13 protein-coding genes are annotated in these 13,789 nt (G+C 72.2%); 11 read left to right on the top strand and 2 right to left on the bottom strand.

The annotated features are described in order from the left end of the window. The first annotated feature begins 51 nt into the window (after positions 1-51). Entirely contained in the window at positions 52-2,532 is a 2,481-nt protein-coding gene (locus K6U06_RS05375) for a PAS domain S-box protein (RefSeq protein ID WP_262320876.1), read from the top strand. 30 nt (positions 2,533-2,562) lie between these two features. Here K6U06_RS05375 and K6U06_RS05370 read toward each other — a convergent pair whose 3' ends face one another. After that, positions 2,563-2,751, bottom strand: a complete 189-nt coding sequence (locus tag K6U06_RS05370) for a hypothetical protein (RefSeq protein ID WP_262320875.1) — start codon at positions 2,749-2,751, stop codon at positions 2,563-2,565. A gap of 50 nt (positions 2,752-2,801) precedes the next feature. On the opposite strand from K6U06_RS05370, the gene rsmD reads away from it, so the two are divergent. From rsmD to smc, 10 genes are all read left to right on the top strand, one after another. Further along, positions 2,802-3,386 carry a 16S rRNA (guanine(966)-N(2))-methyltransferase RsmD gene (gene rsmD / locus K6U06_RS05365; RefSeq protein ID WP_262320874.1) on the top strand — a complete coding sequence of 195 codons (585 nt, stop codon included), beginning with the start codon at positions 2,802-2,804 and terminating at the stop codon, positions 3,384-3,386. Next, entirely contained in the window at positions 3,383-3,868 is a 486-nt protein-coding gene (gene coaD / locus K6U06_RS05360) for a pantetheine-phosphate adenylyltransferase (RefSeq protein ID WP_262320873.1), read from the top strand. The genes rsmD and coaD overlap by 4 nt, the downstream gene beginning before the upstream one ends. 28 nt (positions 3,869-3,896) lie before the next feature. After that, positions 3,897-4,469, top strand: a complete 573-nt coding sequence (locus K6U06_RS05355) for a hypothetical protein (protein ID WP_262320872.1) — start codon at positions 3,897-3,899, stop codon at positions 4,467-4,469. Between the two features lie 69 nt (positions 4,470-4,538). After that, the gene (locus K6U06_RS05350; RefSeq protein ID WP_262320871.1) at positions 4,539-5,063 is read left to right on the top strand and encodes a YceD family protein; all 525 of its coding nucleotides are present in this window, start codon (positions 4,539-4,541) and stop codon (positions 5,061-5,063) included. Positions 5,064-5,164: 101 nt separating this feature from the next. Then, positions 5,165-5,344, top strand: a complete 180-nt coding sequence (gene rpmF / locus K6U06_RS05345) for a 50S ribosomal protein L32 (protein WP_262320870.1) — start codon at positions 5,165-5,167, stop codon at positions 5,342-5,344. Positions 5,345-5,366: 22 nt separating this feature from the next. Continuing rightward, a complete protein-coding gene (gene plsX, locus K6U06_RS05340; protein WP_262320869.1) occupies positions 5,367-6,338 on the top strand; it encodes a phosphate acyltransferase PlsX in 972 nt (323 codons plus the stop codon). Between the two features lie 94 nt (positions 6,339-6,432). Continuing rightward, positions 6,433-6,696 (top strand): acyl carrier protein, encoded by a 264-nt coding sequence (locus K6U06_RS05335; protein ID WP_262320868.1) that lies wholly within the window; start codon positions 6,433-6,435, stop codon positions 6,694-6,696. Beyond that, positions 6,656-7,513, top strand: coding sequence for a ribonuclease III (gene rnc / locus K6U06_RS05330; protein ID WP_262320867.1), 858 nt, complete (start codon positions 6,656-6,658; stop codon positions 7,511-7,513). Before K6U06_RS05335 ends, rnc begins: the two co-directional genes overlap by 41 nt. Positions 7,514-7,535: 22 nt before the next feature. Next, entirely contained in the window at positions 7,536-8,369 is an 834-nt protein-coding gene (gene mutM / locus K6U06_RS05325; RefSeq protein ID WP_262320866.1) for a bifunctional DNA-formamidopyrimidine glycosylase/DNA-(apurinic or apyrimidinic site) lyase, read from the top strand. Positions 8,370-8,419: 50 nt separating this feature from the next. After that, on the top strand, positions 8,420-11,947 hold the full coding sequence (smc, locus tag K6U06_RS05320) for a chromosome segregation protein SMC (RefSeq protein WP_262320865.1): 3,528 nt from the start codon (positions 8,420-8,422) through the stop codon (positions 11,945-11,947). Here the strand turns inward: smc and K6U06_RS05315 are convergent. Continuing rightward, positions 11,931-13,781, bottom strand: a complete 1,851-nt coding sequence (locus tag K6U06_RS05315; protein WP_262320864.1) for a hypothetical protein — start codon at positions 13,779-13,781, stop codon at positions 11,931-11,933. The genes smc and K6U06_RS05315 overlap by 17 nt on opposite strands. Positions 13,782-13,789 lie beyond the last annotated feature (8 nt).

The following is a 13,789-nucleotide window of genomic DNA, read 5'->3' as shown; positions in this document are numbered from 1 at the left end:
CCTGCGCACCGGGGACGATCGCAGGAGCCGACCGCCTCACCGGCGCGCGCGATGAGCCAGACTCCATCGCAGGGCCCCCGACCGTCCGAGGACGGCTCCGAGAGCGTTGCCGGGCGTCAACTGGACCTCCAGCGCCTGGCGGCGATCGTCACTTGGTCCAACGACGCCATCCTGTCCAAAACCGTCGACGGGATCATCACGTCGTGGAACGCGTCGGCGGAGCGCCTATACGGGTACAGCCCCGAGGAGGTCCTCGGCCGCCACGTGCGGATCCTCGTCCCCGACGGTCGCCTCGACGAGCTGGCAGTAATGCTCGAGCGGGTGGCTGCCGGTGAAGCCATCGAACGTCTCGAGACCCTCCGCCGGCGCAAGGACGGCTCCGAGGTCTGGGTGTCGCTCAGCGTCTTGCCGCTCTTCGCCGAGGACGGCACCGTACAGGGCGCCTCGACCATCGCCCACGACGCCAGCGAGGCCCGCCAGGCCAACCAAGACCTGCAGAGGCTGGCCGCGATCGTCGAGTCGTCGACCGACGCGATCCTCACCAAGACCGTCGAGGGAACCATCACCTCTTGGAACAACGCAGCAGAGGCGCTTTACGGCTACAGCACCGAGGAGGCGGTCGGGCGCCACATATCCCTCATCGTCCCCCCCGACCGGCTCCCGGAGCTTCGCGACATCCTGGCCAAGGTCGCGATCGGCTCGACCGTGGACCGCCTCGAAACCGTACGGGTCCACAAGGACGGCACCACCCGGCGGGTGCGGCTCAGCGTGTGGCCGCTGCTCGACGGCAACGGGGGAGTGGCGGGAGCCTGCGCGCTGGCCCACGACCTCTCCGTTGACCAGGCGCGAACCGAAGCCGAGCAACGGTTTCGGACTGCCTTCGCCCGTTCGAGCTTCGGGATGCTCATCGCCGCCTTGGACGGCGTGTTGACCGCGGTCAACCCGGCGATGTGCCGGATGCTCGACCGGACCAGGGAGGAGGTCCTCGGCCACCGCTGGCCCGAGTTCCTCCACCCCGACGAGCAGGACCTCTTCGATGCCGCGCTGGGCGAGCTGGAGATGGGCGCCGAGTCACACAGCAGCGAGTGGCGCTGCGTTCGACCCGACGGTACCGACCTTTGGGTCGAGGTGGCCGTCAACGTCGTGCGCAGCGACGACGAAGAGCCGCTCTACCTGATGGCCCAGATGCAAGACATCGGCGACAGGAAGCGGATCGAAGCCGAGATGCGCCACCGCGCGCTCCACGACGACTTGACCGGCCTGCCCAACCGGGCGCTGCTGATCGACCGGCTGGACCACGCCCTGGCGGCCGGTCGGCGCAGCGGCACTCGCACCGGGGTGCTCTTCGTGGACATCGACGGGTTCAAGAACGTCAACGACGCGTTGGGCCACGTCGTCGGAGACCGGCTCCTGATCGAGATGGGCCGTCGCCTCCAAGCGTCGGTCCGCCCCGGTGACAGCGTGGCGCGCTTTGGGGGCGACGAGTTCGTCCTGGTGTGCGTCGACGTGAGCGACTCGGACGTGGCCGGCCTGGTCGAGCGGGTGACGGGAGTGCTCGCCACCCCTTTTTCCATCGCCGGCGCGGAGAGCATCATCGGGGCCAGCATCGGGATCACCTTGAGCCGGCCCGAAAGCACCAGCCACCGGCTGCTGTCGGAGGCCGACGCCGCGATGTACCGGGCCAAAGCCCAGGGCCGGGGTCGGGCGTCGCGCTTCGACGACTCGCTGCAGATCCGGGCCGAGACCATGTTCCACGGCGAAAGGGCCCTCCGGGCCGGTATGCGCCGCGGCGAGCTCGTCGCCCACTACCAGCCGATCGTCGACCTGCGGACCCTGAAGGTGAGGGGGTTCGAGGCGCTGGCGCGCTGGCAGACCGGCGACGGCAACCTGATCAGCCCGGTCGATTTCATCCCCACCGCCGAGGCCACCGGCCTGATCGTCGGGTTGGGGCAGATGATCCTCGACCACGCCGCCAGAGAGGTCGCGGGGTGGAACCGGGACGACCCGACCTCCGACCCGCTGTGGGTGTCGGTCAACCTGTCCGCCCGCCAGCTCGACGATCCGACCCTGGCCGGGTTGGTCACAGAGATACTGGCCGCCGGCGGTTTGGCGCCGGAACTGCTCCACTTGGAGATCACCGAGACGGCCGTCATGGACGACATCGAGCGGTCGCTGCCCGTCCTCGAGGAGCTCAAGCGCTCGGGGGTGCATCTGGCCATCGACGACTTCGGCACCGGCTACAGCTCGCTGGCGTACCTCAGCCAGCTGCCGGTCGACACGCTGAAGATCGACCGGTCATTCGTCCGCAACCTCGGCATTTCCGATGAGGACACCTCCATCGTCCGGTCGGTGATCGGCCTGGCCGACGCCATGCACCTGACCTGCGTCGCCGAGGGGGTGGAGACGGCCCTACAGCAAGGCGCGCTCATCGGTCTCGGCTGCGAACTGGGTCAGGGCTACCTGTGGAGCCCGCCGCTCGAGCCTTCGCAGGTCCCCGGCTGGTTGCGCAGCCACCGCGACGGCCTCACCTGACGCGCCGGCCGGCTCGGCCCTCCGACCGGCTCAGGCCTCCGGCCCCTCGGGGACCTCGGGCATGATGGTGTCCCAGCGGTCCCAGCAGTCGGCGCAGCGGTAGGTCAGCAGATCGCCCGGCCAGGGCGGGTCGTCCTCCGGCCAGGTGGTGATCAGGTGCGCGACGCCTCCGCAGTCGACACAGGTGATGGTGGTGTCGGGGGCCGGTGGACGAGGCACAGGCCCAGTCTGGCCCACGACCGGAGTTGGCGGGCCGGTACCGTTGGCGGATGCGAGTGGTGGCCGGGTCGGCGAGAGGCCGGGCCATCCAGGCTCCTGCCGGCCGGTCCACCCGCCCGACGGGGGACCGGGTGCGCGAAGCGGTGTTCAACGCGTTGACGAGCCTGGGCGCAGTGCAAGACGCCACCGTCGTCGACCTCTTCGCGGGCAGCGGGGCGCTCGGGATCGAGGCGCTGTCTCGCGGCGCGCGCGCCGCCACCTTCGTAGAGCGGGACCGGGGCGCGGCGGCGACCGTCCGGGCCAACCTGGCCGCCCTCGGCTTCGACGGGCCAGGGTCGAGCGTGCTCGTGGTCGACGCCGTGACCGCGGCCGGTTCGGCGCCGCTGGTGGGCGGCGCCGACGTCGTGTTCGCCGACCCGCCGTACCGCTTCGAGGGGTGGCCGGAGTTGCTGGCCGCCCTCACCGCCGCCGGCTTCGGCGGCATCCTCGTCGCCGAGACGGGCCGGAGCCTGAACGCGGCGGAGGGGTGGGATGTTGTCAGGGAGAAGGCCTACGGCAGTACCGTGGTCACCATGCTGCGCCCGGTGTGTGCCCCTCGCGAGGGAGGCCCGATCCAAGAAGGTCACGATCGATGAGGACCGCGTTGTTCCCCGGGTCGTTCGACCCGTTCCACAACGGGCACCTGGAGATCGTCGAAACCGCCGCCCACCTCTTCGACCATGTCGTGGTCGCCGCCGTGCGCAACCCGCAAAAGGGCGCTCCGCTGTTCACCCTCGAGGAGCGCCAGCAGATGATCGCCGACTCGGTGGTGCACCTGCCCAACGTGACCCTGAGCAGCTTCGCCAGCCTCGTCGTGGACCTGGCCCGCGAGGTCAACGCAGACGTCATCGTCAAGGGGCTGAGGGTGTCGTCGGACGCCGAGTCGGAGCTTCAGCAGGCCCAGATGAACAAGTCGGTGTCCGGTATCGAGACCCTGCTGATCCCCTGCTCCTCGGAGTACACGTTCATCGCGTCGAAGTACGTTCGCGAGTTCGCCCGCTTCGGGGGCGCCGACCGGATCGGCACCATGGTGCCGGGACCGGTGTTTACCAAGTTGAAGGAGAAGTTCTCGCAGTGACCCGCCCAACCATCCTGGGACCGGTCCGATGAGCGCCCCCGACGCCCGCCCTCAGATCGACACCGAGACCCTGGTCCGCCGGGTCATCGAGATCATCGAGAACACCCGGGCCCTTCCCCTCTCCTCGTCGGTGAAGCTGGACAACAAAGAGGAGGTCCTCGAGTTGCTCGACGAGGCCCTCAACCGTCTTCCCGACGAGGTCCGCAACGCCCGGTGGATGCTGAAGGAGCGCGAGGAGTACCTCCTGAAGACCCAACGCGAAGGCGAGGAGATCGTCGAGTCGGCGCGGGAGAGAGCGGAGCGGATGGTGCAGCGCACCGAGATCGTCCGCGAGGCCCAGCACACCGCCCGGCGGACCCTCGAGGCGGCGCGCGACGAGGCCCGCAAGCTGCGCCTAGAGGCCGAGGACTACGTCGACCAGAAGCTTGCGTCTTTCGAGATCGTCCTCGAGCGAACCATCAAGACCGTCGCCGCCGGTCGCCAGAAGCTTTCCCTCGCCCCCCCGCCCGTCGTCGCCACCGATTCCAGCATCGCCGGGACCGGACTCACCGACGACACCCTGGGCGGCGAGGAGGCGTTCTTCGACCAGGACCAGGGGTAGTGGTGCGCGCCGGACGGTGCGGGCCGCCGCCCCACCGGAGTTAGCGCCGTGCCGCCGAGCCCGTGGCTGGTGCCGATCACGGCCATCCGGCGCAGCCCCGGCGTCCGCCGCCACGAGCAGCGCAGCGGCCCGGTCGGCAAGCTGGTCGACGGAGATCCGCTGGTGGTGGCCGGGACGTCCGTGCCGGCCGGAGCCGAAGCCGAGGCCGACGTCGACTTGGACGTGATCGTGGGCGGCATCGAGGTCAGCGGTGAGGTCTCCGCGCCGTGGCAGGGGGAGTGCCGGCGGTGCCTGCGGCCCGTCGGCGGCGAGCTTCATGCCGAGGTGCGCGAGATCTACCGGCCCCGCACCGCTTCGAGCGACGACGACGAGGAGACCTATCCGCTCTCGGGTGAGCAGCTGGACCTGGCGCCGCTGGTGCGCGACGCCCTGCTCCTGGCGCTTCCCCTGGCCCCGTTGTGCCGGCCCGACTGCGCCGGTTTGTGCCCCATCTGCGGCGCCGACCTGGCCGATGGACCCTGCGGCTGCGAGCACGCCCCGACCGATCCGCGCTGGGCCGTGCTCGACGACTTGAAGCCTCGCGGCAGGGGCTGAGCGGCCCCGGCAGCACGAGGCGCTCCCGAGCACCTAGACTGGTCGGGCTCCGGCGCGCCGTATGGCGCGCGCCCTCCGTTCCCCACACAGGAAGCCCGACGATGGCCGTCCCGAAGAAGAAGACCTCCAAGGCGAAGAGCCGCAGCCGCAGGGCCAGCAACTGGACCCTGTCGGTACCGGCCCGCAGCATCTGCCCCCAATGCCACCAGGCCAAGCTGCCCCACGTGGTTTGCCCGACATGCGGGTGGTACCACGGGCGCCAGGCGCTCGACGTCAGCTGAGGACCTGATCCTGGCCTCAGTGATGCCGGTCGCGGTCGACGCCATGGGCGGCGACCGGGCCCCCGACGAGATCGTGCTCGGCGCCCGCCAGGCGGCGGAGGCCGGCCTGCCCGTCGTGCTCGTCGGTGACCCCGACCGGCTCCCCGACACCGGTGGCCTCGAGGTCATCCCCGCCCGCGAGGTCATCGGGATGGACGAGGACGCCGCCCGCGGCGTGCGGACCAAGAAGGACTCGTCGCTCGTGCGCGCCGCCGAGGCGGTACGCGACCGGCGAGCTTCCGCGATGGTCAGCGCCGGCAACACCGGGGCCACGATGGCCAGCGCCCTGCTGCGGATGGGCCGGCTCAAAGGCCTGGCCCGCCCCGCGATCGCCACGCCCATCCCGGTGCCCGGGACCACCCCAACGGTCCTCCTCGATGCCGGCGCCAACGCCGAGTGCAGCGCGGCGTGGCTGGTGCAGTTCGCCCAGATGGGGTCGGTGTTCGCCCGCCAGCGCTACGGGATCGCGGTGCCCCGCGTCGGCCTGCTGTCGATCGGGGAGGAAGCGACCAAGGGCAACCCGCTGGTGAAGGAGACCCACGCCCTCCTCGCCGCGGGAGCCGCCGGGGCGGAAGTCGACTTCATCGGCAACGTCGAAGGCCGCGACGTGATGACAGACAGCGTCGACGTCGTGGTGACCGACGGCTTCACCGGCAACGTCGTCCTCAAGACCCTCGAAGGCGGGATGCGCTTTGCCATGCGCAGCGTCTTGGCGTCGTTCGACACCAACGACGAGACCAAGGCCGCCGGCGCAGTGCTGCTGCCCGCCCTCCTGCCGTTCGCCGAGGAGATGGACCCCGACACCACCGGCGGAGCGGTGCTGCTCGGCGTGTCGGGGGTCTGCGTCATCAGCCACGGGTCCTCCAGCGCCCGCGCCATCGTCAACGCGGTGCGAGTGGCGCACGCCGCGGTGACCGACGGGCTGGTCGACCTGCTCGCCGCTGCGGTGTCTTGACCGATACCTGAGCGACCCACCCGCGGTAGATTCCGCTGTACACCCACCAGGAGAGCTTCCCTTGCCCGCCGAGACCCACGTCGAACGTAGCCCCATGGATCGCCAGCAGGTCCTGGACCTGGTGCGCGGCTGCCTGGCCGACATCCTCGAGATCGAGCCGTCTTCGATACCCGAGAGCGCCAGCTTCGGAGACGACCTCGGCGCCGACTCACTGGCCCTCATCGAGCTGGTCGAGGCCCTCGAGGAAGAGCTCGGGGAGCGCACCGTAGGGTTCCGCATCGACGACGAGGACCTCGAGGACCTGAAGACGGTGCGCGATGCGGTCGACTACGTCGTCGCCAAGCTCGACGCGGCCTGAGCCCGGGACCCAGGACCGCCTCCTGCCCGCCGACCCGACCCAGACGGCGACACCCGCCAGCGCCACCGAACGGACCGCCGCGCACCGGGCCCTGGCCGAGCGCCTCGGATGGCGGGTCAACGACCAGCTGATGCTGGCCCAGTCCCTGGCCCACCGCTCCTGGTGCGCGGAACACCCAGAGCAGCCATCCAACGAACGCCTCGAGTTCCTAGGGGACTCGGTGCTCGGCCTGGTCGTCACCGACCACTTGTACCGGACCTACCCCGACCTGCCCGAAGGGGAGCTGGCCAAGGTCCGGGCGTCGGTGGTCAACTCCGCGTCCCTGGCCGAGGTCGCCGCCGACCTCGGCGTAGGCGCGGCCATCCTCCTCGGCAAGGGCGAAAGCCAGTCCGGCGGCCGGGAGAAGCCGTCGATACTGGCCGACGCCATGGAAGCCCTTCTCGGCGCCATCTACCTCGACTGCGGTTGGGATGACGCCGAGGCGGTGGTCATGCGCCTCCTCGGCGAGCGCATCGAGGAGGCGGCCGCCGGGCCCGGCGGCCAGGACTACAAGACCCGCCTGCAGGAGCTGTGTGCCCGCTCGTTCGATGACCTGCCGGTGTATCGCGTCTCCGATGAGGGCCCCGACCACGCCAAGCAGTTCGAGGCGGTGGTCGAAGTCGAGGGCCGCCAGCGGGGGACCGGCCGGGGACGTTCGAAAAAGCAAGCCGAGCAGGCCGCCGCTCGCGCCGCCTGGGAGCAGCTGCGGGCGTTGCTCGACGCCGAGGCGTCCCCCCGCCCGGCGGCGGGACCCGCGGTCGCGCCGGCCGGCCACTAACCACTCCCGGTCCCGCGGCGCTGTGCCCGAGCTACCCGAGGTCGAGACGGTCCGGCGCGGCGTCGCCGAGGCGTTCACCGGCCGGCGAATCACCGACGTCGCGGCCACCGGCCGGCGCACCATCCGACGCCACGCCGACGCCGCCGAGCTGGTCGGGCGGTCCCGGGGGCAGGTCCTCGACGCGGTCGACCGGCACGGCAAGTACCTGATGCTCCGCCTGGGCGGCGGGGACGTGATCGTGGTCCACCTGGGCATGAGCGGTCAGCTCCTGCGGGCCGACGCCGGCGACCCGCCCCCCCGTCACACCCATGTCGTGTGGTCGTTCGACTCCGGGCCCGAGCTGCGCTTTGTGGACCCTCGCACCTTCGGGGAGGTGTTCGTCACCGGCCACGACCCCGCCGGGGTGCTGCCCGAACTGGCCCTCCTCGGCCCCGACGCACTCGAGGGTCTTCCCTCGTGGCGGACCCTGGCCGCGGTCTTGGACGGCCGGCGGACCCGGCTCAAGCCGCTGCTCCTCGACCAGCACCGCATAGCCGGGATCGGCAACATCTACGCCGACGAGATCCTCTTCGCGGCCAAGCTTGCCGGGGATCGCCCCGCCGAGTCCCTCACCACCGCCGAGATCCGCCGGCTCCACGCCGCGATCGGCGACATCCTGCGCACCGCGGTGGCCCACCGGGGGTCGTCGCTGGCCGACGCCCAGTACCGCGACGTCGACGGCGCTGCCGGCGACTACCAACTCCACCACACGGTGTACGCACGGGAGGGCCAGCCCTGCGTCCGCTGCGGACGCCTGATCGTCCGGCGCCGGGAGATGGGCCGCTCCAGCTTCTCCTGCCCCCGATGCCAGCGATGACCGGGGAGGTACCCGAAGGGCGGGCCCGGCCCAACTAGGTTGGCTGGCGCGTGTTCCTCAAGTCGCTGACACTGAAGGGGTTCAAGTCGTTCGCCGACTCGACCACCCTGGAGTTCGAGCCCGGGGTGACAGTCGTCGTCGGCCCCAACGGCAGTGGCAAGTCCAACGTGGTCGACGCGGTGGCGTGGGTCCTCGGCGCCCAGGGCCCCCGGACGGTCCGCTCCGCGAAGATGGAGGACGTCATCTTCGCCGGGACCCCCAAACGGGCTGCGCTCGGGCGGGCCGAGGTGTCGCTGACCATCGACAACGCCGCCGGCCTGCTGCCGATCGAGTTCTCCGAGGTCACGATCACCCGGACCCTGTTTCGGACCGGTGAGTCGGAGTACGCGATCAACCGGTCCCCGTGCCGGCTCCTCGACATCCAAGAGCTGCTCTCCGACACCGGCGTCGGCCGCCAGCAGCACGTGATCGTGTCCCAGGGCAACCTGGACGCCATCTTGAGCTCCCGGCCAGAGGACCGGCGGGTGGTGATCGAAGAAGCTGCCGGCGTGCTCAAGTACCGCCGGCGCAAGGAGCGCTCAGAGCGGCGACTCGAGTCGACCGAGGCGTCCCTGGTCCGCCTCCAGGACCTCCTCCGCGAGGTCCGCCGCCAGCTGCGCCCACTCGAGAAGCAGGCCGACGCCGCCCGCCGCCACGGCGACGTGGTGGAGGAGCTGACCGCCCTGCGCCGCTACCTGGCCGGCCGGGAGCTGGCGGCGATCGAGGCTCGCCTGGCTGGCGGCCTGCGGTCCCGTTCCGAGCTGGGCGAGCAGGAGGCCGCCCTGCGCGGCGCGCTGGCGCGCCTCGACGCCGACGTGTTGCAGGCCGAGGCCGCGGTCAACGAGGCCCGCCGTCGGCAGGAGACCGCGGATCTCGGGGACGCCGTGTCCCACGCCGAAGGGTTGCGCGCCCGCGCCCGCGGCCTGACCGCACTGCTCGAGGAACGCCGGCGGGGGGTGGCCCGAGCCCTCGAATCGGCCATCGACCAGGACGTCGTCGCCAGCTTGGAGGCCGAAGCAGCAGCCCTGGTGGACCAGATGGCCGCGGCGGAGCGCGACGCCGAGCTGCTGGTCCCCGACGAACAGGAGCTCTTGGAGGCCGAGGCAGCCGTCGCCGAGGAAGCCGCCGAGGTCGAAGCCCGGTGGGGTGCCCAGAACCGCAGCGGGCCCGGCGACCCGACCGCGGAGGTCCGCGCCGAGCTGCGGGCGCTGCGCAGCGCGGTGGAACGGGCCCGGGGCGAGCTGCGCCGGCTGGACGCCCGCAACGACGGCGTCGACCAGCGAGCCGGGCGTCTCGACGCCGAGGTGGTCCGGCTCCGTCAGGTCCTCGACGAGTGCGACGACGCCGGCCCGGCGCTGGACGCGGCGGTGGCGGCCGGCGCGGCCGCCCTCGCCGAGGCGGAGGCCGCCAGCACCGCGGCCGAAGACGCCCGCCGCAGCGCGGACGGTGAGCGCCACCGCTGGGACGCACGGGCCGAAGCGCTCGCCCAGGCCCTCGACGAGGCCCGGGCCCGCGCCGGTGCCGAGCGGCTCTCCGACGTGGAAGGGGTCCTCGGCACGCTCCTCGACCTAGTCGAGATCGACGACGGCTGGGAGCCGGCGTTCGAGGCCGCCGCCGGGGAGGCGATTGCGGCGGTGGTGGTGGCCGGCGACGACGCGGCCCGCGCCGCGCTGGGCAGGCTCCGGGACCTCGACGTGTCAGGCGCGGTCCTGCCCGTCCGCGGCTCCGGTGCGCTCGCCGCTCCCGCCGGCCGCGGGTCGCTATCCCCAAGCGGCGCGCCGCTCGGTACCGACCTGGTGCGGGCCCACGTCCGGGCCCGTCTGCCCGGCGTGGCAGACATGCTCGACCATCTCCTCGCCGGCGCGGTCGCGGTGGGCGGCGGCTGGGAGGAAGTGGTGGCGGTGGCCGCCGCCCACCCGGAGCTGACCGTGGTCAGCCGGCACGGGGACCGCGGCGCCGGAGGGGTGTGGCGGGTCGGGGCCGGCGGCGCCGGGGTCACCGGAGCAGCTCTCGACGAGGCCCGGTCCCGGGCCGCGGCGGCCGCAGAGCACGCCGCGGCCTCCGGCGGTGAGGCCCGGGCCGCTCGCAGCGCCTTGGACCAGGCTCGCAGCGCCCGCGCCGAGGCGGTGCGCGCCGCGGACGCCAACCGCTCGAGGCGGCGGGCAGCCGCCGACGCCCTGGCCCGCACCGAGGCCGAGCTGGCCGACGCCCGTCGCGACAGCGAGGCCACCGGCGGGCACCGAAGCGAGATGGCCGCCCGCCTGCAGCGGGAGGAGGCCCGCATCGCGGAGCTCGACGCCATGCTCCCGGCGCTGGAGGCGGAGGCCGCCGCCGAGCAGGAGGCCGCCCTGGCGGAGCGGGCCGCGCGGTCCCGGCTGGCCGAGCGGGCCGCGGCGGTGGCTGCTTTGCGCCGCGACCTCGAGGTGCGAGCCGCCGGCCTGGAGGAGCGGCGGGCGATGACCGCCCGGCGCATGGCCCAAGTCGACGAGCGGCTGGCCCGCACCACCGCGGAGCGGGCTCAAGCGGCGCTGCGCCGTGAGCAGCTGGTAGCGGCCGACCGGGCCACCGCCCGACTCGCCGCGTTGGTCGCGGCCCGCGAGACCGAGCTCGACGGCGTCGTCGAACGGCTGCGCAGCGCCCGCCGGGAGGAGAGCGACTCGCTGCGGGCGGTCACTGACCGCCTCGAGGTCCTCCGGCGGGAGCGGACCACCGCGGAACGCCAGCTGGCCGAGACCCGAGAACGCCAGAACCGGGCGGAGGTGGACGAAGCCGAGGCCCGGGTCCGCTTGGAGACGCTGACCGACGCGGTCCGCCGGGAACTCGACTGTGAACCGGAGGCCACCCGCGACGCCCCCGAGCCGGTGCTTCCCCCCGGCACCAGCGCCACCAGCCGCCGGTCGGAGCTGGAACGGGAGCTGCGGCTCATGGGGCCCATCAACCCGCTGGCGCTGGAGGAGCACACCGCCCTCCAGGAGCGCCACACCTTCCTGGAGGCGCAGCTCGAGGACGTGCGCTCCGCCCGCCGCGAGCTGGCCAAGGTGATCAAGGCCGTCGACGCCGAGATCGTCGAGGTGTTCCGGGCTGCCTACGCCGACGTCGCCGACAACTTCGAGAAGCTCTTCGCCACGCTGTTCCCGGGCGGCCAGGGCCGCCTGCGCCTGACCGACCCCGACCACCTGCTCGAGACTGGCATCGAGGTCGAGGCGCGCCCGTCAGGCAAGAACGTCCGCCGCCTGTCGCTGCTCTCCGGCGGCGAGCGCAGCCTTACCGCGATGGCGTTCCTGTTCGCGGTGTTCCGCAGCCGACCGTCGCCGTTCTACTTGATGGACGAGGTCGAAGCCGCCCTCGACGACGTCAACCTGCACCGCTTCCTCGGTCTGGTCCACGAGTTCCGCGACGAGGCGCAGCTGGTGATCGTGTCCCACCAGCGGCGCACCATGGAGGCCGCCGACTGCCTCTACGGGGTCACGATGGCCCCCGGTGGATCGTCGCGGGTGGTCAGCGAACGGGTCGGCGCACCGGTCAGCCCGACCAGCTGACCCGCGGCCACACGCACATCCCGCCGGTGCAGCTCCCCGGCGGCCGCCCGACCAGCCAGGTGAAGAAACCGACGGGGTCGGTGCCCACCGGTTGCGCCAGCACCGTTCTCACGTGCCAGCTGCCGAGCTGGGCTCGCAGCTCCCGGCGGAGGGTCGCGCTGCGAGACGGGTTGGGCCCTGCGACCACACCTGAGAGGGTCCGCTCCACCAGGGTGTCAGCGGTGTACACCGACCCTCGGCCCGACCCGGCCGGCAGCACGAAATAACCGCCGGGCATCGCGAAGCGGAAGCGGGCGGTGGCCTGCCACACCTCGGCGTTGGAGAGGGTGTTGGTGGCGATCGGGTACACCAGCGCCACGCTGCCCTCCGGGACCTGGTCGAGCGCGGAGGAGGTGAAGAAAGAGGGCACCGCGACCCGACCCTGGGAGTTGTAGGGCCACGCCGGGATCAGCGGCACCGCTACCAGCGCGGCCACCACGATCGGCAACACCGCGAGACGCCGCGCCGGCGGCAGCCGGCGGTGCTGGCGGTGCCCCCCGGCCCGGGGCGGGCCGGGGGCCCGGTCGCGGCGCAGGAGGTCCAACACGATGGCCACCGCAACGCTGGCGAACAGGTCGACGTAGAGCGAGTAGCGGACCGGGAACGCCTGATTGACGATCGGTGTTTTGTACAGCACCGCCGCCGGCAGTGGGATCTTGGCGTCGTAGCGGGCGAAGCGCGAGACCCCGAAATGCAGCGACACGCCGAGCGACAGCACGAACGACGCGGCCGCGAGGACCACCGCGACGGTCAGCCGCCGGCGGCGCGCGACGAAGGGAGCGACCACGAGCAGCACCACGAGGAACACGCCGAGGTAGGTGCCGTTCTCCACCGGGTTGCCGCCGATCCGGTCGCCGAGCGAGTGGAGGTGGCGGGTGGCCACGACGAAAAGCGACGACGGCAACACGGGGCCGAACACCGCGGAGAAGTAGTAGCGGTAGCCGAAGATCGTGCCCCGCACGTGAGCGGGGCCGGCCAGCGCGACATAAAGCGGCCACGCCAGCACGACCGCCGCGATGCCCGCGGTTACCGGCACGGCCTCGGCCACACGGCGGGCGCCTCCCCGGACCTCCGAGCGGTTGGCGAGGGCCACCACTACCACCGCCAAGGCGGCGAACACCGCGGTCGTGGCCAAGATCTCTGAGGAGATGAAGAACTGGACGATGACCAAGACGGCCAGCCGAGCCCCGATCGAACGCGGGGATCGGGTCGGCTGCCCTCGGACCGGAGCGACGAGCAGGTCGTAGAGCAAAAGCATCACGAGCGGGGGGACGGGAACGAATGCCAGGTTGAGGTGACCAGCGCCCTGCGCCACCTGGTAGGGCCCGAACCCGTAGAGCAGACCGGCGAACCAGGCGATAGAGCGCGACGTCGTGAAGCGCCGGGCCAGCAGGTAGGCCGCTGCGGCCGACAGCGGGAAGGCCAGCACCCACCACAGGTTCAGCGTCGCCACCGGCCCCCACAGGGCGGTGACCGGGGAACCGATCAGCCCGAGCAGGGGCAAGGACGTGTTGTCGAGGAGGTTGAGGCCCGCCGGGTAGTTGGCCACCGTCGCCACGAACGGGTCGTGCCCGTGGGCGATGGCCCACGGGACGTACGCCAGCTGCCAGGCGAAGGTCGCGGAGTCGCCCGCTCCGCTGCTCATGGCGATGGTGGTCGGATGGGTGACGATGTGCCAGAACGCGACGGCGGCGAGACCCAGATAGCTTGCGGCGATCGCGACGCCGGGAGCGGCCGCCCGCCGGCGCGACGCGGTCGCGGGCGCGTCGGCGATCACCTCGTCCTCCACGCGCACGGGGAGTC

Origin of the sequence: Acidiferrimicrobium sp. IK, from assembly GCF_025499425.1 — a bacterium.
Taxonomy (GTDB): domain Bacteria; phylum Actinomycetota; class Acidimicrobiia; order Acidimicrobiales; family Palsa-688; genus Acidiferrimicrobium.
This window is presented reverse-complemented; position numbering and strand designations above follow the sequence as displayed.